16 protein-coding genes are annotated in these 21,616 nt (G+C 44.3%); 11 read left to right on the top strand and 5 right to left on the bottom strand.

What is annotated here, in order from left to right:
* The first annotated feature begins 160 nt into the window (after positions 1-160).
* Both J4N22_RS00975 and recA read left to right on the top strand, forming a co-directional pair.
* On the top strand, positions 161-781 hold the full coding sequence (locus tag J4N22_RS00975; protein ID WP_207491777.1) for an alpha/beta hydrolase: 621 nt from the start codon (positions 161-163) through the stop codon (positions 779-781).
* Positions 782-978: 197 nt separating this feature from the next.
* On the top strand, positions 979-1,983 hold the full coding sequence (gene recA, locus J4N22_RS00970; protein WP_207491775.1) for a recombinase RecA: 1,005 nt from the start codon (positions 979-981) through the stop codon (positions 1,981-1,983).
* Positions 1,984-2,071: 88 nt separating this feature from the next.
* Here recA and J4N22_RS00965 read toward each other — a convergent pair whose 3' ends face one another.
* Entirely contained in the window at positions 2,072-3,043 is a 972-nt protein-coding gene (locus J4N22_RS00965; RefSeq protein WP_207491773.1) for an MBL fold metallo-hydrolase, read from the bottom strand.
* 156 nt (positions 3,044-3,199) lie between these two features.
* Positions 3,200-6,034, bottom strand: coding sequence for a DNA polymerase I (gene polA, locus J4N22_RS00960; RefSeq protein ID WP_207491772.1), 2,835 nt, complete (start codon positions 6,032-6,034; stop codon positions 3,200-3,202).
* A gap of 110 nt (positions 6,035-6,144) precedes the next feature.
* On the opposite strand from polA, the gene J4N22_RS00955 reads away from it, so the two are divergent.
* Together J4N22_RS00955 and J4N22_RS00950 are read left to right on the top strand one after the other, a co-directional pair.
* Positions 6,145-8,364 (top strand): S8 family serine peptidase, encoded by a 2,220-nt coding sequence (locus tag J4N22_RS00955; RefSeq protein ID WP_207491770.1) that lies wholly within the window; start codon positions 6,145-6,147, stop codon positions 8,362-8,364.
* Positions 8,365-8,395: 31 nt separating this feature from the next.
* Complete coding sequence (locus tag J4N22_RS00950) at positions 8,396-9,646, top strand: T9SS type A sorting domain-containing protein (RefSeq protein WP_207491769.1); 1,251 nt, start codon at positions 8,396-8,398, stop codon at positions 9,644-9,646.
* Between the two features lie 48 nt (positions 9,647-9,694).
* Here the strand turns inward: J4N22_RS00950 and J4N22_RS00945 are convergent, their stop codons facing one another.
* The 3 genes from J4N22_RS00945 to J4N22_RS00935 all read right to left on the bottom strand — a co-directional run bounded on the left by J4N22_RS00945 (position 9,695) and on the right by J4N22_RS00935 (position 14,896).
* Positions 9,695-10,471 carry a DNA-formamidopyrimidine glycosylase family protein gene (locus tag J4N22_RS00945; RefSeq protein ID WP_207491768.1) on the bottom strand — a complete coding sequence of 259 codons (777 nt, stop codon included), beginning with the start codon at positions 10,469-10,471 and terminating at the stop codon, positions 9,695-9,697.
* Between the two features lie 83 nt (positions 10,472-10,554).
* The gene (locus tag J4N22_RS00940) at positions 10,555-11,856 is read right to left on the bottom strand and encodes an amidohydrolase family protein (RefSeq protein WP_207491767.1); all 1,302 of its coding nucleotides are present in this window, start codon (positions 11,854-11,856) and stop codon (positions 10,555-10,557) included.
* Positions 11,857-11,866: 10 nt separating this feature from the next.
* Entirely contained in the window at positions 11,867-14,896 is a 3,030-nt protein-coding gene (locus J4N22_RS00935; protein ID WP_207491765.1) for an amidohydrolase family protein, read from the bottom strand.
* A gap of 182 nt (positions 14,897-15,078) precedes the next feature.
* On the opposite strand from J4N22_RS00935, the gene J4N22_RS00930 reads away from it, so the two are divergent.
* The 7 genes from J4N22_RS00930 to J4N22_RS00900 all read left to right on the top strand — a co-directional run bounded on the left by J4N22_RS00930 (position 15,079) and on the right by J4N22_RS00900 (position 21,592).
* A complete protein-coding gene (locus J4N22_RS00930; protein WP_207491764.1) occupies positions 15,079-15,504 on the top strand; it encodes a YybH family protein in 426 nt (141 codons plus the stop codon).
* Between the two features lie 106 nt (positions 15,505-15,610).
* Positions 15,611-16,393, top strand: coding sequence for a glycoside hydrolase family 25 protein (locus tag J4N22_RS00925; RefSeq protein ID WP_207491763.1), 783 nt, complete (start codon positions 15,611-15,613; stop codon positions 16,391-16,393).
* 123 nt (positions 16,394-16,516) lie between these two features.
* The gene (locus J4N22_RS00920; protein WP_207491762.1) at positions 16,517-16,741 is read left to right on the top strand and encodes a hypothetical protein; all 225 of its coding nucleotides are present in this window, start codon (positions 16,517-16,519) and stop codon (positions 16,739-16,741) included.
* Positions 16,742-16,862: 121 nt separating this feature from the next.
* Positions 16,863-17,894 carry a radical SAM/SPASM domain-containing protein gene (locus J4N22_RS00915; protein ID WP_207491761.1) on the top strand — a complete coding sequence of 344 codons (1,032 nt, stop codon included), beginning with the start codon at positions 16,863-16,865 and terminating at the stop codon, positions 17,892-17,894.
* Between the two features lie 122 nt (positions 17,895-18,016).
* A complete protein-coding gene (locus tag J4N22_RS00910; RefSeq protein WP_207491754.1) occupies positions 18,017-18,469 on the top strand; it encodes a MarR family winged helix-turn-helix transcriptional regulator in 453 nt (150 codons plus the stop codon).
* 40 nt (positions 18,470-18,509) lie between these two features.
* Positions 18,510-19,982: a glycoside hydrolase family 10-like protein gene (locus tag J4N22_RS00905; protein ID WP_207491753.1), complete on the top strand. Its 1,473-nt coding sequence runs from the start codon at positions 18,510-18,512 to the stop codon at positions 19,980-19,982.
* A 407-nt stretch (positions 19,983-20,389) separates the two neighbouring features.
* Positions 20,390-21,592, top strand: coding sequence for a DegT/DnrJ/EryC1/StrS family aminotransferase (locus J4N22_RS00900; protein WP_207491752.1), 1,203 nt, complete (start codon positions 20,390-20,392; stop codon positions 21,590-21,592).
* Positions 21,593-21,616 lie beyond the last annotated feature (24 nt).

Below are 21,616 nucleotides of genomic sequence, written 5' to 3'. Positions count from 1 at the left end.
GGGGTATATCTACAACTGGATTGGCGGCGATGTTTCGTCCACCAATAAATGTATTTTTGAGGTTAAGCCCAAAGCTTCATAAGAATGAGGTGACGAAAAGGATTTACTCCTTTTAATTCCACCATCTTGATGAAGACCTTGATGCCTTAAATCAATTAGCATGCATGGAAAAGATATAAAAACCGCAGGCAAGAAAATAAGCGAAGCAAAAAAGGCTTTGATAATGATCCATGGCCGTGGCGGATCTGCACAAGATATCTTATCACTTGCAGGTTATTTCAACGTGGCAAACTTCGCCATACTAGCTCCTCAGGCTCGAAACAGTGCATGGTACCCGCTGCCTTTTCTTGCCCCTCCGGCAAAGAATGAACCCGGCCTATCATCTGCATTGCAATTATTTAAGGATATAGTGGAGGACATAAAATCACAGGGAATAAGCGAAGAAAACATTTACTTCTTAGGTTTTTCACAAGGTGCCTGTCTCTCATTAGAATTTGCTGCACGCAATGCTACACGCTATGGCGGAATAGTAGCTTTAACCGGCGGACTGATAGGCGATAAATTGTACACCCAGAACTATAGCGGCGATCTTGCTGGCACGCCTGTTTTCATTGCTTCCAGCGATCCGGATCCGTTTGTACCAATAGAGCGTGTGTATGCTACCACCACTATCCTAAAATCAATGAATGCCGTAGTAACCGAAAAGATCTACCCGGGCATGGGACATACCATTAACCAGGATGAAATAGAACAGGCGAATAAGCTCATCTTTAGCCAATAAATCAGATTAATTTAAGGTTGGAAATCATCATCCTGGGCAAGTAACGAGGACATTAAATAAGATTTAGTTTTAACCGAAATGCAGCACCAACAGGCATCCTCCAAAAACGTTAGCACAATTTGCTAAAATAATTAGTGTGCATAACTTAATTACTATACCTTTACCCAATATCTAATTTTACTGAAAAAATAACCCAAATGAGCAACGTAGAAAAGCTGAAAGCCCTTAAGCTTACCATTGATAAAATAGATAAAGATTTTGGAAAGGGCAGTGTGATGATGATGAATGAAAGGGCTAACAACGAGATCGAAGTGGTATCAACCGGTTCGATTGGATTGGACGTAGCACTGGGTATTGGCGGATTACCAAAAGGAAGAATAATAGAAATATATGGCCCAGAAAGTAGTGGTAAAACAACCATTGCAACACATGTGATTGCTGAAGCACAAAAGAAAGGCGGCATGTGCGCTATCATAGATGCGGAGCATGCTTTTGATAGCAACTATGCGCAAAAGCTTGGAGTGGATGTAGACAATCTTTTGATCTCTCAACCTGATTATGGCGAACAAGCTCTTGAAATCGCTGATCGCTTGATCCTGTCAGGTGCACTGGATGTGGTTGTGATTGACTCTGTAGCAGCACTGGTACCAAAAGGTGAATTAGAAGGTGAAATGGGCGACAGCAAAATGGGGCTGCAAGCTCGATTGATGAGCCAGGCACTTCGTAAACTAACTGCTACCATCAACAAAACAAATACCATCTGTATTTTCATCAACCAGCTTCGCGAAAAGATTGGTGTTATGTTCGGAAATCCTGAAACAACTACCGGTGGTAATGCATTGAAGTTCTATGCTTCAGTTCGTTTAGATATTCGCCGCCAGGCACAGATAAAAGACGGTGATGAAGCTATAGGAAACCGCGTAAAAGTGAAGGTGGTTAAAAACAAAGTTGCTCCTCCATTCCGCGCTGCTGAGTTCGATATCATCTTTGGTGAAGGTATCAGCAAGTTGGGTGAGATCATTGATATGGGCGTAGAATTGGGCATCATTCAAAAGAGTGGTAGCTGGTTTAGCTACGATGGAAATAAATTAGGTCAGGGGCGTGATGCAGTGAAAGGATTGATAAATGATAATCCTGAATTGATGGCTGAATTAGAACGCAGGATAAGAGCTAAAATAGCAGAAGCTGCAGTTGTAGCATAATGCTTTTCATAAAAAGATAAAAGAACCCAACAGCGATGTTGGGTTCTTTTTTTTAGATAAATGTTGGACGTCTGCACTATCTCATCTATTAAGCATTTGTGTAATTCCACATCCAGCTGTTGTTCCTTTTTTCTGCTCTGCCAAGTCCGGGAAAATCAAAATGGAATGCATTCACCAGCATATCTTCTTTATGCGCCAGGTCAAGCAGCTTTATGCGTGTTGCTTTTGCTTTAGCGTGATCAAGATCATAATTGGTTTGCCAGTCGAGCCGCTCAATATGCAATGGATGAAGAAAAGCATCTGATATGTACAGCAAGTGATCCTTTTGCGAATGCATGATAATGGCTATTTGTCTTGGAGTATGGCCGTCTGCTTTCACCGCAGTTAATCCGGGTAAAATCTCTGTGAAATCTCCTTTTATAAGATTTAAGTTGCCATCCTTAAGCGGGCTGATGTTTTTCTCAATTATGTACTTGAAAACAGGCGATTGATTATCTGCTTTCGAAGAATGCCAATAACTCCATTCATCTTCATGCATATGAAACCGTGCATTCGGAAAAAGTAATTGATTCGCTTCCGAATATATCCCACCAATATGATCTGGATGAAAATGAGTGATGATAACATCATTGATGTCAGCAGCATTAAATTTTTGACTTGCCATCAATTTGTGCAAGCGACCTTTAAATTTGATAGCATTTCCATTTACTACCAGAGGGTTTTCTAAATAACCCATTCCTGTATCTATCAAAATCTTCTTATTGCCATACTGCAAAAGCATAGCAATAAAAGGCGAAGGGATTTTATCGGGCGTTATCTTGTATTTCTCCAGAGCCGGTTTCAGTTCCTGCGCATCAGCGTTAGAAAAATAACGACTTGCAGTATAGGTATGGACATGGTCACGGAAAATGGTGCACTTGATTTTACCCACCATTATCTCTACAACCTCTTCATTATTATTATCAAAAGTGGCGGCAAAATCATTCAAACCTATCGAATTTAGTATGGGTGCTCCGCAAGCAATTATGGAGCTATTCTTAATGAAGCTGCGTCTGTGCATTGGAAGAGCTTTTAATGCTAACAATCTAAAAAATTAGCAGTAAAATTCATAGCCAGCACAGGCTCATCATTAGAATAGAATATTTGAATTAGAACTTATTAATCAATGATGATGAGGATAAGTTCCAGCATTTATTTTACCACGATTATCCATATGTTAATGCGCTTCCAACCAATTCTCTCCCACTCCTATTTCTGCACTGGCAGGTACTTCGTTAGGTAATGGCAGCGCCGATTGCATACAATCTATGATCAGTGGTCGTAGCATGTCTACTTCATCTCTGTGTGCATCAAACACCAATTCATCGTGCACCTGCAGGATCATCTTGCTTTTTAGATTACGTTGCTTAAACTCCTTATGAATTTTTATCATTGCCAGCTTGATCATATCGGCAGCCGTACCTTGAATAGGCATATTGATGGCATTACGCTCCGCAAAACCACGCACCGTAAAGTTGCCGCTATTGATGTCTTTCAGCCAGCGCTTACGACCCAACATGGTTTCTACATAACCATGTTCTTGCGCAAACTTTACCTGGTTGTCCATGTACTGCTGTATGTTGGGGAACTGCTTCTTGTAATTCTCAATGATCTCTTTCGCTTCGTTACGACTGATCTTTAAATTTTCAGACAAACCAAAAGCGCCCTGCCCGTAGATGATGCCAAAATTTACACTCTTGGCTTTGTAACGCATTTCCTTTGTGACATCTTCTTCGGCTATACCATACACTTTGGCCGCTGTAGCAGTATGAATATCTTTTCCTTGTTTGAACGCATCTACCATGTTTGGATCTCCACTGATGGCAGCAACAATGCGCAGCTCAATCTGCGAATAATCAGCGCTGATCAGTACATGCTCTTCATTTCGTGGTACAAAGGCTTTTCTTATCTCACGTCCACGCTCTGTACGTACCGGTATATTTTGCAGGTTTGGGTTGTTGCTGCTCAACCTTCCGGTTACAGCCACAGCCTGGTTGTAGCAGGTATGTATCCTTCCCGTTTTTCTATGCACCATGGTTGGCAGAGCATCTATGTAGGTGCTCTTTAGTTTCGTCAGTTCACGAAACCCAAGTATATCTTCTACTATCTTATGTTCAGCCGCCAGCTTCATCAGCACATCTTCGCCGGTAGCGTATTGACCAGTTTTCGTCTTCTTTGCTTTTGGATCGAGTTTTAGTTTTTCAAATAGCACCTCTCCCAGCTGCTTTGGCGAGGCAAGGTTGAAACGCACTTCTGCTACACGGTACACATTCTCTTCGCAGCACGATGCTTCATGCTCCAGTTGTTTTGAATATTCAGCAAGGAATTCTTTGTCTATGCGAACGCCCTCCATTTCCATATCCAGCAGTACTTCCATCAGCGGTGTTTCCACCTCTTCAAATACCTTTTCTACTTTTCGCTTGGATATCAGCGGAGCAAATGAATTCTTTAACTGGAACGTGATGTCAGCATCTTCTACTGCATAATCCTTTACTTTCTCCACCTCTACATCGCGCATGGTGAGTTGCTTCTTTCCTTTGCCGATCAGGTCTTCTATTGGAATAGGTTCGTAGCGCAGGTATTGAGCACTCAGGTAATCCATATTGCGGCGACCTTCGGGATCGATCAGGTAGTGCGCCAGCATAGTGTCAAAAAACTTTCCGCTTAAGGTTACGCCATACCACTTGATCACCGTCAGGTCGTACTTTAGGTTGTGGCCCACCCACTTTTTTGAAGCATCCTTCCACAGGGGTTGCAAAAGCTCCAGCACCTGCAGAATACCATCATGATCCTTTGGCATTGGCAGGTAGTAACCTTCTCCTTTCTTATACGAAAAACTTAACCCCACCAGCTCCACATCGTGCGCATAAGTGCCGGTAGTTTCAGTGTCGAAACTTACCTCTTCCACAGGCAGCAGTTCGTTCACCAGTTCTTTTATTTTCTCCTCACCCTCTACCAGTATGTAATTATGTGGTGTGGTAGAAAGATTTTGATCTGCTACCAGCCCCACCTGCTCCTCAGGCTCTTTTTGAATGGTGGCCACTTGCACTCCTGTGGTAACACCTTCTTCTACCGTTACGAAAAGGTCCATCTGTCCACCACCAGGCAGGGTAGCTACTTTTTCAAACATGTTGAACTCTTCGCCTAGTATTCGTTTTCCCAGCGCCTTGAACTCCAGTTCCGTGAACAGCTCACGCAGCTCTGCCGTATTCCATTCTTTCAATCGATAGTCCTCTTCATGAAATTCTACGGGAACATTGGTAATGATGGTTGCCAGCTTCTTGCTCATGATAGCTGCATCTTTACCATTCCTTATTTTCTCACCTAGTGCTCCTTTGATTTTATCAGCATTCTCCAGCACATTTTCCAGTGTACCATATTCCTGCAAAAGTTTGCAAGCTGTCTTTTCACCCACACCTGGTATACCCGGAATATTATCTACCGCATCGCCCATGAGTCCAAGCATGTCTATCACCTGGTCTACCCGCTCAATGCACCATTTTTCGGTAATGCGTTTTGCATCCAGTATTTCTTCTTTATTGCCCATGTACGGTGGCTTGTAAATGAAGACCCTTTCGCGGTTTAGCAGCTGGCCATAATCTTTATCAGGCGTTACCATGTAGACATCGTATCCTTTATCCGCAGCCTGCCATGCAATGGTTCCAATCACATCGTCTGCTTCATAACCATCCAGTTCCACCACCGGGATATTGAAAGCCTTGATGATTTTTTTGATATCAGGAATAGAGGCTGAAAGATCTTCCGGTGCTTGCTGGCGATTGGCCTTGTAGTCAGTAAAATCAGTATGTCTTTCGGTTACTGCATCGGTATCAAAACACACAGCCAGGTGTGTAGGCTTTTCTTTGTTTATCAGGTCGTATAAAGTGGAAGTGAAACCAAATTGAGCGTTTGTATTTCGCCCCCTGCTTGTGATGCGAGGGCTTCTGATGAGTGCATAATAAGCCCGGTAAATTAGGGCCATAGCATCGAGCAGGAAAAGCTTTTTAGACATGGCCGCAAGATAAGTAATAGCAGCTGTCACGGCTGATATACAGGGTCTCAAAAAGGTACTACTCGAGTTTTGGAACGCTTTTTGCAAAAATTCCGTTAAAAATTAGCCCTATGTTTAAAACGATACTTGCTCTCACACTTTTAGTGTGCTTACAAGCTAGTGCCCAAAAGCCAGCCTTCATTCCGCCAGGTGTAACTGTTGCTCCTGGCATTCTTAAAAAAGCAAACAACCGCACAGATTCAATGGTCATGATTCTCACGTACCATTCTCCTGAAGATGCGGCTGCAGCAAGAAAAGAATTAGCTAATAGAAAAGTGCGCTTTGTAGGACCTGAATTCCAGCACCTGCCTATCCAGGGTATTAAAACAGCCATGAACGACCTGGATTGGCTGGTAAAGATCAAAGGTGCCTATGGCATCTGGGACAACCCAAAGCTAAAGGGTGACCTGCACCAGGCTATTGTAGTTTCCAGGGTAAAAAATGTACGGGAAGATGCTGCCTTTACAGCACTTAACAACGGACTACCTGTTACAGGTCGTGGCGTTGGTGTACTTATAAACGATTCTGGCTTTGATGGTGATAGCACCGATATCCAAGAAGGTGATGGCCCTCGCGGCCCCAGGAGGATTGTACAGAATGTAAAAGGACTGGCAGTGGCATGGGATGAAGACCATGCATCGGACAATGGTGTAAAACGCGATTCAGACGAGGGTGGTGGTCATGGTTCGCATTGTATGGGAATAGTAGGTGGCGATGGCCGCTATTCTAACGGAAGAATAACCGGTGTAGCGCCAGGTTCTTACCTGATAGGCTATGGTTCTGGTGCAGGATTGAACATCCTGGATGTAGCCGGTGGTTTTGAATATGTTTTAAAACATGGAAGAGATTATAACATCCGCGTGATGTCTAATTCTTACGGCAGCACCGCTGATACCACTTTCATGTCGTACCAGCCTTCTAATTCTACTAATATTGCTACGAAGATGCTGGCTGACCGCGGGGTGCAGGTAGTTTTTTCTGCAGGTAATTCTGGCCCTTCCCGTGGTACAATCACCGGTAACTATAAAGTTGCTCCATGGATCGTTTGTGTGGGTAATGGTCAAAAAGATGGAACCCTTGCGTCTTCATCTTCACGTGGTCGTTTTAGGAACAGCCCATCAGATGATGAAGCACAACAAGCAACCATAACTGTTGATGGCAAAAACTACTTGTGGGAGAATCGCCCAACTGTAACTGCACCTGGTACTGATATATTTTCTGTAAGAGCTACTACGGGCACTACACAAGTCATCGGCCTTTCTACACCTGATGAACTGGAACAATTATCTCCCGAAGAAGTTCCATTCTACTCAATACTTTCCGGAACATCAATGGCGTGTCCGCATGTGGCAGGCATAGTAGCGTTGATGATGGAAGCCAATCCAAAGCTTGAATGGAGAGCCATCAAAGCCATATTGCAACGAACTGCTGTACCAATGGCCAATAAAAAATGGGAAGCAGGCACAGGTTATGTAAATGCACACGCTGCAGTAGCCGCCGCTTATTTTGGCTTGCTTGCTACTGGCACAGATTACAACAGCAAATATGGTTTGCCGGCAGATGGCAGCTTCGGCTTCGATACTGATCCATGGAAAACCGGAACACTTCATCCTGAAGTTGCTTCAAGAATGAGCACTACTTTCCCAAGCATTGCAGCCGTACAAAGTGAGTGTGGTGCAGGTGTACCAGTGATTAAAGACTCTATAGGCGCAGCAGATCTAAATCCAAATCCTCCGGCTCCGCAGTATGATATTGATGTTGTCCATTTTGCAAATGAAACCGCTACTTCATTTGATATAACAATGAAGGTAGCAGGAGGCTTAGCAGCAGTTCCTCCGGGTGTTACTGGTGTAGAGCAGCGCTACTTTGATGTTCATTTCACTTTAGATAAAATAGTAGGAGAAATGGAGGCGCCAACACCTAACATCGCTTATATCGTATCCTCATTTGATGAGGTGGGTGTAAAGCGCTTTAAGCTTACGGTAAGAAGTAATGACGGCACTACCAGGCCAACTACCAATGCTTTCCACTACGAAGACATAACCGGCAATTGGAATACAGTTACAAATACGATTACCTGGACAGTTCCTAAAGATAAGCTGAATGTATCGAGCCCTCCGGCTTCTACCAGCACCGCAGGCACCAGGTTAAGCAGGCCGGCAAAAGCAGGTGACAGGCTTAAGAGTTGGAACGCGTATACCTATGAAAGAGTGGGAACACTTACACCTGACGGACCAGGCGTATATAGCGACAAGGCTACCGGCCAATGTTTCAAAGTTCTCGCACAATAATCAATGCCATCACCGAAAAAATTTAATTAATATGAAACTTTTTATAGCGAGCCTTCTTCTGTTAGCATCTACGGTTTGTACTGCACAAACCTCTACCTCAGATGTATGGCTAAATGAATTTCACTACGATCACCTGACCACGAGGGGCAACAGCGATACTGCCGAATTTATTGAATTAGCCATGAAATCCACCATTGCCAGCAACCCGGTAGAGCTGGCAAAATACAAGGTGATCTTATACACTGGCGGAGCTTTGGATGAAACAGCTTTATTGCTCGGCCGCGGGTTACCATACAATGTTTCTTCCAGCTGGTATAGCGAAGCAGAAACCGTGCATGCACTTACGGAATTTCAACAATGCCCTGTTGCTAATTCTACCATCACTTTGCTATTCAAGAAGCTACCCATTTTGCAAGATGTACCCGCAGCAATAGCTATCATCTATAATAACACTAATGTGGTACAGCTTCTATCGTATGAAAAGGCTTTTAAAATAGAATCAGCAGCACGCGGTGGCGGACCAGCAGCAGGAATGATGACTGATCTTATCACAACACAATTGGGTTTACCTGCAATGGAAACAGCAAGAACCAGCCCTAATCATTCCATCAGTTTGCTTGGAACCGGCATGTCGTACAGCGACTTCTTTTGGACTGATGATCCGCTGGTGATGGCTACACCTTGCGAAAGAAACAGCAACACACTTACTACGCAAGACTTCTCAGGAACCTTGCCGGTACGCTGGTTATCCTTTGGTGCACGAGGACAGAAACAAACCATTTTTACTGAATGGAAAGTAGCTACTGAAACTGGTGTATCTAAATATGTAGTGGAGTTAGCAGATGTGAATAGCAGCTTCTCTACCACTGTAGAAGTACCTTTTAGCAGCAGTGCAAATGGCAATTATAAGGCAGCTATTCCTAACCTGAAAAATGGCAGCTACAGGGTAAGAGTTAAGTCGATGATGATGGATGGCAAAGTAGAATTTTCAGAAACAAGGCTCGTACGCCTTTCGGATAATGCTGGCCAGTTTGTATCGGTATTTCCAAACCCGGTGAAAGGTGGCGCTGCAACTGTTACCATCATACCTACAGAGAAAACTTCTTATACCATAGAAATAGTAGACATGAATGGTAAAAGAGTTAGCTCATTAAAAACTGCCGTATTCAATGCAAATACTTTAAACCGTATTGAAGTACCAGTAAATGTTGCCCCGGGAGTTTACCAGCTCAAAGTGGTGAGCCAGCACGAACAACAAACAATTAAGATAGTGGTGATGTAGATCGCCCTTGTGATTAACAAAAAGAGGTCCTTCTACTGGGACCTCTTTCTATTTGTACAATACCTGTTCTTCCGTGTAGTGGGTGCGCCTGCCGCTTACTTCTTCCACCAATATTGGAAAGCCGGTAGGACTTTCAGTTTTCTTCTTGTGATGAATATCAAGATAATCTTTTACCTCACCGGTTATCAATCCCGGGTGCGACTTCATGATCTTTTTAGTAGCTGTTGTCAGCACCTTCCGAATGATCTTAGGCAGCTCTTTTAGCTTATCGTCAGGTATGGCATTGGCTGTAGAAAAAGGAGAAATTTTTGCCTGCCAAAGTATCTCATCAGAATAGCCATTGCCTATGCCGCGGATGATGTTTTGATCCAGCAAAATACTCTTCACAGTACACTTCTTTTGAAACACTGCTTTTAAATATTCAAAGTTCAGCTCCTTAGCCAGTGCATCTACACCATCTTTATCTACCGGGTTCAGTTTGATGTTTGCATTCTTCATCCTGTCTGTCAGCGCTAGTCCTGTTCCATCTGAGAAATACAGTTCAACGATCGTGAACTTGTTTTCATTCTGCCCTTGAAAAGGAAAGATATCACCAGTGAGCATCAGGTGCATACCGAGCAGCGTGTTACCAGAAAACTTCCACCGCAGTTCTTTACCTGATCGAAACACATTTTCCAATGTTTTGCCTTCTAAAGCTGACGCTAGTTCTTCGGGCTCGTCCTTCAGCCGCTTTGTTACAAGCACGTTTACTTTCTTCAGTTTCTTACCTGCAAACCGCGCTTTCAGGTTATGCGCAAAAACTTCTATGTCGGGTAGTTCAGGCATGACAGGCTATTTCAAAGAATAAGTTACTGGAATAAAAAATACGGTAGTCTTTAAGACTACCGTATTGTGAGAATTAAAATAAACTACTTCAAATTATACTTGTACTTGTACCGCTCGTACAACTGCTTGTGCTTATCCGTCAGGTTCAATTCACGACCCTGGATGAAAGCATGGCTAACATTGCTGCTGCGCATATCAAGAATATCACCATCTGCTATAACCAGGTTAGCATCTTTACCTGTTTCTATAGAACCAGTTCGATCTGCTATACCCAACACTTTTGCTGCGTTCAATGTTATAGCACTTAGCGCCTGCTCTTTGGTAAGCCCGTAAGCCACTGCAGTACCTGCATTGTACGAAAGGTTGCGGCCGCGTGTTTGCCCATCTTCATCATTAATGGCAAATAAAACACCCGCCTTCTGCAATACCGCTGGTGTTTTGAAAGGCTGGTCTACATCATCATCTGGTGAAGTAGGCAGGCTGTGCATCTGGTTCAGAATAACAGCTACATTGTTCTGCTTCAGCAGTTCAGGTATCTGGTAGCTTTCGCTGCCGCCCACAATCACCAGGTCAAAATCATTTTCCTTGGCAATATCTATGGCAACCAGCATTTCCTTTACCGTGTTGCAATGCACGTACAACTTCTGCGATTTGTCGAATAATCCTTTAACTGCCTGCAGCTTCAGGTTGTTGCTAGCATAGTTGCTTCCTTTGTACGATGCTCTTGCTTCGCTAAAGAAAGCCTTCATCTTATCTACCTGCTCCAGCGCACGCTTCACAGGGTCTACCTGTGCTTGTGGCGAAATCGCCTGCGCGAAACGTGCAGGACGATTGATCATATTCGGCATGTGAAAGTGAATACCGTTGTCCATTTTGTAAGCTGCATCTTCCCAGTTCCATGCATCCAGGTTTACCACTGAAGAGGAGCCGCTGATAAGGCCACCATCAGGAACGATGTTCGCAAAAAGGATCCCGCTGCTTCTCAGCGTGCCTATCACTTTTGAATCAGAATTGTATGCTACAAGGGAACGCACATTAGGGTTAAGCTCCCCCAGTTCACGCTGGTCGCTGGTAGCACGTACACTGTTCACTTCCACCAATCCAAGATTGGAATTGGAAAGTATAAGACCAGGGTAAACATGTTTACCCGCAGCGTTGATGACTTTGCCATCAGAACCGGCAGTTACCGAACTACCTACTGCTTCTATCTTGTTGTCTTTTATTTTTATGGTACCATTCTGTATCACCTGCCCGTTACCCGCATGAATGGTAGCATTGGTGATATAAATGACGCCTTTGTTTTCTTTGGCAGGATAAACATTTTCCTGGCTTCTTCCTACAATGGATGATAAGAAGAGAGCACTATAAATAATCAGTCTTTTCATTGTTTAAGCTTTAGTTGTTGTACAGTGCAGCCTCCTCTGCATCTACTACCAATAATCCGTGGCTGTGTGCGTGATCGCTACAAGTATGCATGTATTCCATACTTGCTACAGCAGGTGGTTGTGTGTTACCCGCACCAGGTTTCTTTTCGCCAATAAACTTCTTGATGAGCCTGTTGCGCTCCGCTGCCACTTGCTTGCGCAGCTCTGCATCTTTTGCACGATCAAAATAAACAGCACCATCTACAATGGTAGTTTCTGCCTTGGCATAAATGCTCAGTGGATGATCGCTCCATACTACTACGTCTGCATCTTTACCGGCCTTCAAACTTCCTACACGATCAGCAACGTGCATCATTATAGCAGGGTTAAGCGTTACCATTTTCAGGGCATCTTCTTCGCTCATGCCACCATACTTCACGCTCTTGGCAGCCTCCTGGTTCAGGCGACGCGCCATTTCAGCATCATCACTGTTGATGGCTACATTCACACCTACCCTGTTCATCAGGGTTGCATTATAAGGAATAGCATCTACCACCTCCATTTTGTACTGCCACCAGTCGCTGAAAGTAGAAGCATGCGCACCATGTGCTTTCATTTTATCAGCTACTTTATAACCTTCCAAAATGTGGGTGAAAGTGTTGAAGGGGAAACCATATTTCTCACCAATCTTCATGGCCGAGTTAATCTCGCTCTGCACGTAAGAGTGACAGGTGATGAAACGCTTTTTATTCAATATCTCTACCAGCGCGTCCAACTCAAGATCACGTCTTACATTTTTAGCATCTTTTCCTTTCAGCGCTCTTTCGTAATCTCTAGCACGTGCAAATGCATCGTCCAGCACCTGCTCTACACCCATACGGGTATCAGGAAAACGATTGTTGCTGTTAGAAGAAGTACGCTTAACGTTTTCACCCAAAGCGAACTTGATGAAAGGATCTGCATTAGCGAACTTCAACCCTTCGTCGTTGGCACCCCAACGCAGCTTTATCAGCTGTGTTTGTCCACCAATGGTATTGGCAGAACCGTGAAGAATATGAGAAGTAGTAACACCACCGCTCAACTGGCGATAGATATTGATGTCTTCAGGATTAAGGTTATCTCCTACACGCACTTCAGAAGTTACACTTTGCGCACCTTCGTTTATAGAAGCTGCAGCAATATGTGAGTGTTCATCAATGATACCAGGTGTAACGTGTTTACCTGTACCATCTATCACTCGTGCACCAGGCTCAGCCAAACCTTTACCTACACGCGCTATTTTACCATTGCGGATCAGTACATCTGCACCCTGTAGCACTCCATCTTTTTCATTTGTCCATACAGTAGCGTTGCGAATAAGAATGGTCTCCTGCTTTGGCAGTTCTTTCAAACCGAAACCAGTAAAAGGATAAACAACATCACCCATAGTTTGAGCCATGCGCCTGTCTTTAGCGCTGTCACCTTTTACAGTTTGCTCAGAGGCTAAAGCAGCGGTCCACCAAACAGGATTACCTGCTGTATCCACACCTGTTCCTTGCCATTGGTCACCGGTTCTAAAACCACTTAACCTAATGTTGGTACGCACATTTTTTTCAGGAGCAAAATTGAAACGCACCGCATTGCCATCGAAGCTGAACTTGCCGGCGATGGTATCCTTAGCTATCAGGCTGGCAGTAGAACTTCCACGCACATCTACTTTGTATTGTTGTGGTGCACCTGTAGCAGAGTTAACAGTGAAGTTGTAAGTACCAACAATATTCTTCCAGTTGTCTTCCTTCACGCTGTACTTGGCGCCTTGCACCCAGTTGCTCAGGATGTTGGTCCTTTCGGCAAACACAGGTCCGGAAGTGATGATGAAGTTGGCAATTTTACCGGCATCCAAACTTCCCACTGTATTGTATACACCAAGCATAGTAGCCGGGGCTTTGGTAAGTGCATCTAACGCTTTTGTCTCCGACAGCCCGTAGTTGATGGCTTTACGAAGATTTACAAGAAACGTCTTTTGATCACGCAGGTCAGCAGCTGTGATGGCAAAAGGAATATTTGCCTTTTCAAAAGCTGCAGGATTAGATGGAGCCATCTCCCAATGCTTCATATCTGTAAGACTTACAAAACGAGCATCGTTTGGATCTTCAAGATCCTGTGGTTGAGGGAAATCGAGCGAAAGAATGAAAGGAGCTTTGGTGGCTGCCATTTCATTGATACGCTGGTATTCATTTCCCCCAGCTTTGATGATGTACTGAACACCAAACTCATCGCCTATTCTATCTGCACGAGCCGCCTGCCATTTATCGTTTGCATCAAATATCTGTGGCAGTGCCTGCTGGTCGTTCCACGCCTGCAGCGAAATGTTCAATCCTTCTTTTGCAGGTTTGTTTTTATACCACTGCGCATCCAGGTACGACTGGCGCAGCAGCGCTATAGTACCCATTAGGCTGCTTGGATAGCTCTGGGTGCTTGACCCTTTGCTGAAAGAATAATGCGCAGACGCACGGTCTTTTAGAATTACCAGGTTCTCAGCATTTGACTGAAGCGTAGCCAACACACCGGTACCACGCGCTATACCATCCTTCTGATGCGTAAGCACTGTACCAAAACCCACATCACGTAGTTGCTTGGCCTTTGCTTCGTCTACCGAGAAAAGTTTTACGGCATCCACATCCGTTTTAATTGCCTGGTTCCAGCTGTACGCCCCTTTTTGATTGGATGTAAGTTGCGCAGGTGCATTATAGTTAAAGGCTCCTGCAGGACGCTGTGGTGCGGGTACACCATAGTCGCTAAAAATGTCAATAAAAGAAGGATAGATGAATTTGTCTTTGCAATCTACCACTACGGCATCTGCAGGTATTGAAACGCCGGTTCCAACAGAAACGATCTTACCATCTCGGATCACCAGTGTAGCATTTCGCAAAGTTGTCTGAGGATCTTTTACAATGGTGGCATTGGTAAAGGCGTAAGCACCTTCTCGTCGGTCGGCCACGCCATTTACAGGATAAGTTTCCTGGGCAATGGCGGCAGTAGAAAGCCATAGTCCTGCCAATCCCCACAGGAGTTTTTTCATGATCATAGTTATAGTTTAATGGAAATTTAAATGCGCTTAAAGCTACAATTTATGATGTTTTAACAATGAAATGGTTTGTGAAGAAACCAATCTGGAAAAAAGCTATATGTTCATCTTTGATAATCTTCTGCAACAGGTGCAGCTTGCGCCGTAGCTATTCGTATTTTGGTAAAAAATAGCCTATGAAAAAGCTTAGCCTCCTGTTATTGATATGTTTTCTGCAGTTCAGCAGCCATGCTCAATCAAAAGATGAACAGGCAATCAGGAATATTTTAGCGGAACAAACCACTGCCTGGAATGCGGGCGATATAGAAGGTTTTATGAAAGGCTACTGGAAAAACGATAGCCTGTTATTCATTGGAAAAAGCGGCCCGAAGTATGGCTTTGATGCCACGCTCCAGAACTACCGCAAAAGTTATCCTGATGCTGCTACTATGGGTAAACTAACCTTTGATATACTTCAGGTAAAAAGGCTATCTGCCATTTATTTTTCTGTTGTAGGCAAATGGCACCTGCAGCGAACAATAGGTGATGCCCAGGGACATTTTACGCTGCTGGTAAAAAAGATAGGTAAAGAATGGCGCATCGTGCAGGATCATAGCAGCTGAGCTGCATGATGATAAATTCATTCACCTGCATTTCCTTTCCACGTTTTGGCTTTTGAATTTTTACTTTTTGGTTTTTCCGCCATATTTGTCGCTGTACCTGTAGCTAATGGCAAAAAGAAAACGAAAGAAAAAGAAGCAGCGGAAGTTATGGTGGCTGGTAATACCGGTACTACTGCTGGTGGTGGCTGCCATTGGTTATGTATGGTATAGAAGCCAGCGTATAGAAACAGCCAAGTTTATTCGCTATCCTGCCTTTGGTATCGACATTCCTGAAAACTACGAGATACACGGCATAGACGTAAGCAAGTACCAGAGCTATATAGACTGGAAGAGCGTAAAGCAAATGGAGGTAAAGGATGTGAAGATCGGCTTTGCCTTTATGAAAGCAACAGAAGGATTGGGCAATGTAGATAAGCAGTTTCGCCGCAACTGGAAAAAAGCCGGTGAAGCAAAAATGACACGTGGCGCCTACCATTTCTTTATAGCCAGCAAGAGCGGAAAGGCGCAGGCGCGAAACTTTATCAGCACAGTAAAACTGCAGCCGGGTGACCTGCCACCAGTTCTGGATATAGAACATCTTTATGGGGTAAAGCCAGAAAAGATGAAACAAGAAATTAGAGAATGGCTGCGCATTGTGGAAGATCATTATGGCGTCAGGCCTATTATCTATACTTATGTGAGCTTTTACTCCAGCTACCTAGCTGGTGAATTTGACAGCTACCCGCTATGGGTGGCGCATTACCTCGAAAAGAACAAACCGCGCATAAAGCAGCCGTGGATAATATGGCAGCATAGCGAGAAAGGGCGGGTAAATGGAATAGCACACGCTGTAGATTTCAATGTTTTTAATGGCGATAGCAGCGACTTTAAAGACCTGCTGATAAAGTGATTGAATAACTTGTTACCAAAACAACATTCACCTGACCGTGCTGATAACAATCATCCTCTACACCTGCAGCTGTACATTCAGCTTGCTAAAAAACATTCTACCTTTACCAGCTAAATAAGTTGCATGGACCCGGAGGTGAGGGAATTCTTTAAACGCATTGGCTATAGCATTGGCATCAGCTTTCTTTGGCTGGCTATTATATGTATAGCAGCCATAAAAGGTGACAATGCTTTCATTGAACAGCGAGTAACATTGGGCAATATCTTTTTCTACTCGTGGTGTGTAATCAGCGTTTTCCTGCTCATTTATTTTCTTCGTAAACTATGGCGTAAGCAGCAAGAGTTTTAGCTGGCTTTGCTTAAGTCATTTACACTGCCAAAGTCTTACAAACCAACCAGGTGCTGCATTTGCCTACTTGTGCAGGTTTATTTTTTACAGCAGTTTGCAACTGCGGGCTTAATTTCGCGCCATGCCTTATTTCAATTGGAACGACACGATGAACCTGCTCAGCAAAGCCACACCCCGCCGTGCATGGAACGCGGCTAAAGTTTGGGCTAGCTATCGTTTAAGCAGGCTCACCGGCCGCCCAATCCAGTGGGGCTACCCAATTTCTATTTCCTTCGAACCTACTACTTCGTGTAACCTTCGTTGCCCCGAGTGCCCCAGTGGCTTGAGAGCATTTACCCGTCCAACAGGTATGCTGCAGAAAGATTTCTTCCGCCGCACCATCGATGATATTTACAAAGAGCTTACATACCTCATCTTTTACTTCCAGGGCGAGCCTTACCTGAACCCAGACTTTTTAGAGATGGTAAAGTATGCTTCGGACAAAGGCATTTACACTGCCACCAGCACCAATGCCCACTACCTGACCGATGCCAATGCAAAGAAAACAGTGGAGAGTGGTTTGGACAGGTTGATCATCTCCATTGACGGCACCACCAATGATGTGTACCGCCAGTACCGCGTAGGTGGCAACCTGGATAAAGTACTGGAGGGAGCAAAGAATATTGTAAAGTGGAAGAAGGAACTAAAAAGCAGGACGCCATTTGTGTTCTTCCAGTTTTTGGTAGTAAAACACAATGAGCACCAGATAGAAGAGATAAAGCAGATAGCCAAAGAAATTGGCGTGGACCAGGTACGTTTCAAAACCGCCCAGGTATACGATTATGAGAACGATCCAAATAATCTGATTCCTACTATTGAAAAATACAGCCGCTACCGCCGTGGCAAAGACGGTAAGATGAAGAGCAAGAGCGGCATGGGCAACCACTGCTGGAAATTGTGGCAAGGAAACGTGATCTCATGGGATGGACTGGTAGTTCCTTGTTGTTTTGATAAAGACGCGATGCACCGCCTTGGCAACCTGAAAATGGAATCATTCAAGGATGTGTGGCAAAATGATAACTACCGGCAGTTTCGCAAAGAGATCATGACCAGCAGGAAGAATATTGACATCTGCGCCAACTGCAGCGAAGGGCTGAAGGTGTGGGAGGATTAGTGACTCTGGAATCAAAATCTCTCCAACATTTCGGGTTCCAATCTACCAACTAACAACTTCCAACTAACAACTAACGACCTGCCTCACTTATCACAATCCCCTATTTTTGTAAAAACGCCGGAATGGGATTAGAACAGGAAATTCAGCAGGCCATTTTTAGAAACGACCACCATAAAGCAATGGTGAACGTGATCTATACCAGCAACTGGCTACTGGAAAAGTTGAAAGAACTACTTGAAAAAGAAGATATAACCCACCAGCAATACAATATCCTGCGCATTTTGCGTGGCAGCACCAGCCCTTTATCAACCCTGCAGATACGTGAACGAATGCTTGATAAGATGAGTGACACCAGCCGTATTGTAGAGAGACTGTTAAAGAAAGGATTAGCAGACAAGAAAGTCTGTCCCACTGATAAACGTTTAGTAGATGTAACTATCACACCCGAGGGCCTGCAACTGCTGGATCGGCTGGATAGCCAGAATGCATTGATAGATGAACTTACATCGAACCTTGATGCTAATGAAGCGGATCAATTGAACCGCTTGCTCGATAAGCTTCGCGACCGCCCTTAACCACTGCTTTTACCGTACACCTTTAGACTTATTATTTACAATGAGGAAAATCATTATTGCTTTTTTATTGGCTTTTGGATCATTAGCACAGGCTCAAAGTCCGCATCACGAGTTCAGGGGTGCGTGGATAGCTACGGTAGAGAATATTGACTGGCCCAGTAAACGCGGCTTACCAACAGAAACACAAAAAGCAGAATTTATTCGCATGCTTGATATGCACCACCGAAATGGATTGAATGCGGTAGTAGTACAGGTGCGACCTGTTACAGATGCTTTTTACCCATCGCCGCACGAGCCGTGGAGTGAGTACCTTACCGGCAAGCAGGGCCAGGCACCATCACCTTATTACGACCCGCTACAGTTTATGATAGAAGAATGTCATAAGCGTGGAATGGAGTTTCATGCGTGGTTCAATCCATACCGGGCTGTGTTCAATGTCAATCGTAGTTCAGTAGCCGCTAACCATGTTACGCGGCAGCATCCTAGCTGGTTTGTTACCTATGGCAATACCAAATATTTTGACCCCGGTGTACCGCAGGCAAGGGAGCATGTAAACAAGATCATCCGCGATGTAGTGGACCGTTATGATGTAGATGCCATTCACTTCGATGATTATTTCTACCCGTACAAGATACCAGGTAAAGAATTTCCTGATGAAGCAAGCTTTGCCCGTTACGGCAATGGCATGAACCGCGATGAGTGGCGCAGGAGCAATGTGGATACCATCATCAAGCAATTGGGCAGAACGATCAAGTCAATTAATCCCAGGGTGAAGTTTGGCATCAGCCCATTTGGCGTTTGGAGAAACAGCAACAAAGATGCTCGTGGAAGTGCATCAAGGGCTGGTGTAACCAATTATGACGACCTGCATGCTGATATACTGTTGTGGTTGCAAAGGGGATGGATAGACTATGTGGCACCGCAGCTATACTGGGAGATTGGTCATAAGCTGGTAGATTATAAAATGCTGCTGGATTGGTGGGCGGCTAATAACTTCAATCGTCACCTGTATATTGGCCATGGGTTGTATAGAGCAACTGAAGCCAAGTCTGGCCCGTGGAAAGACCGGAACGAATTACCGAATCAGATCAAGTATTTGCGCAATAATCAAAATGTGCACGGCAGCATATTCTATAGCAGCAAAATCTTCAATTCCAATCCAAATGGCTGGAATGACAGCCTTCGCAACAACTACTACCGTTACCCTGCCCTGCAGCCGGTAATGAAGTGGATAGATAGTGTACCGCCACTGAAACCACTTGTAAACAATATTAGTAAAAGCGAGGTTCGGCTGCTATATCGTGGTGCAGAACCTATAAAAAGCTTTGCAGTATTTGCAGTACCACGTGGCAGGAATATACGGATGGAAAATGCTACCCTCATTCAATTGATCATTGCCGACAGGACAACAGATATTGACCTGAACATGATGCCCGCACAAAATACCGACAGGCTTTTTGTAGCTGCCGTTGATCGAAACAACAATATTAGTGAGTGGGTGCAGGTGAGGTAGAGCTTGATGGTGGATACTCGATACTGGATGCTGGATAGTGGATAATAGATCGATGATATTTCTGCGAGTGATTACCAGAAAATGTACGTACACCACATTTGCTTTTAAATCATACGCTCTAAAAACGGAATCAGCACATATGGTTTTAATATGTAGTATTCAGCACTTACCGAGCGATCTTCGATCTAGTATCAAGAATTTATAATCCTTACCTTTTATAGTAGTTATCCATCAATCAATATCAGAATCAAGTATCAAATTTCCAGCATCCTCACCTCATATCCGACTGATCTTCGATCCAGCATTAAGCATCCAGTATCCTTATCTTAAAGTACCTATTCATCTATCAATATCAGAATCAAGTATCCACTATCCACCATACCTTTGCCCCTCTTAAATTCTAATCTATGCCAGGCTTTGAATTATGGGGCGCTGAAGAGCGCAAAGAAGTAAACGATGTTTTAGAAACAGGTATATTAATGCGTTACGGCTTTGATGCTCAACGCCAGGGAAATTGGAAAGCCAAAGAACTGGAAGCTGAGATCTGCAACACCTTTGGCGCTAAACATGCGCAGTTGGTTAGCAGCGGTACAGCAGCCCTTACTACCGCTATGGCTGCCTTGGGCATTGGTGCCGGCGATGAGGTCATCATGCCTGCATTCACTTTCGTAGCTAGTTTTGAAGCTGTTCTTTCTGTTGGCGCCATTCCTGTGCTGGTAGATGTAGATGAAACACTTACCCTAAATCCTGCAGCTGTAAAAGCAGCTATAAGCCCAAACACCAAATGCATTATGCCGGTGCACATGTGTGGCAGCATGGCCGATATGGATGCATTACAAGCCATCTGTAAAGAACATGGTTTACTGCTGCTGGAGGATGCCTGCCAGAGCATTGGCGCCAGCTACAAAGGCAAGAAATTAGGAACCATAGGCGATGCCGGTACTTTTAGTTTCGATTTTGTAAAAACAATTACTTGCGGTGAAGGTGGCGTTGTAATGACCAACAACGAAGACACCTATATAAAATGTGACGGCTACCAGGATCACGGGCACGACCATTTAGGTGTTGATCGCGGTGCTGACCTTCATCCGTTTGTTGGCTACAACTTCAGGATAAGTGAGTTGCATGCTGCTGTTGGCCTGGCGCAGATCCGCAAGCTGGACCAGTTCCTGGAAATCCAAAAGAAGAACCACGCCCACCTGAAGTCGATACTGGAGCAAGTGCCTGAAATCACTTTCCGTGTAGTGCCAGATCCTGCAGGAGACAGCTGCACTTTCATCAGCTGGTTTTTACCCTCAGCTGAAATCACCCAGGCTGTGGTGGAAGAACTAAAAGCACAGGGCATCTTAGGCGGTAACTTTTACTGGTACAACAACAACTGGCACTACATCCGCAAGTGGGACCACCTGCGCAATCCTGACTTCCTGAACAAACAACCTGAAGCCATTGTAGCTCAACTTAAAAAATATACTGTTGATGCATTTCCTGCCAGCGATGCCGTTATGGGCCGCTGCATTTCTACTGCTATAAGCCTGTTGTGGACAGAAGAGCAGGTACAGGAAAAAGGAGAAAAAATAGTAACTGCAGTAAAAAAGGTGCTTGCTTCCTAAGCAGCCTTTTTCCAAATGTTCTTG

The organism is Aridibaculum aurantiacum (assembly GCF_017355875.1).
Classification (GTDB): domain Bacteria; phylum Bacteroidota; class Bacteroidia; order Chitinophagales; family Chitinophagaceae; genus Segetibacter; species Segetibacter aurantiacus.
This window is presented reverse-complemented; position numbering and strand designations above follow the sequence as displayed.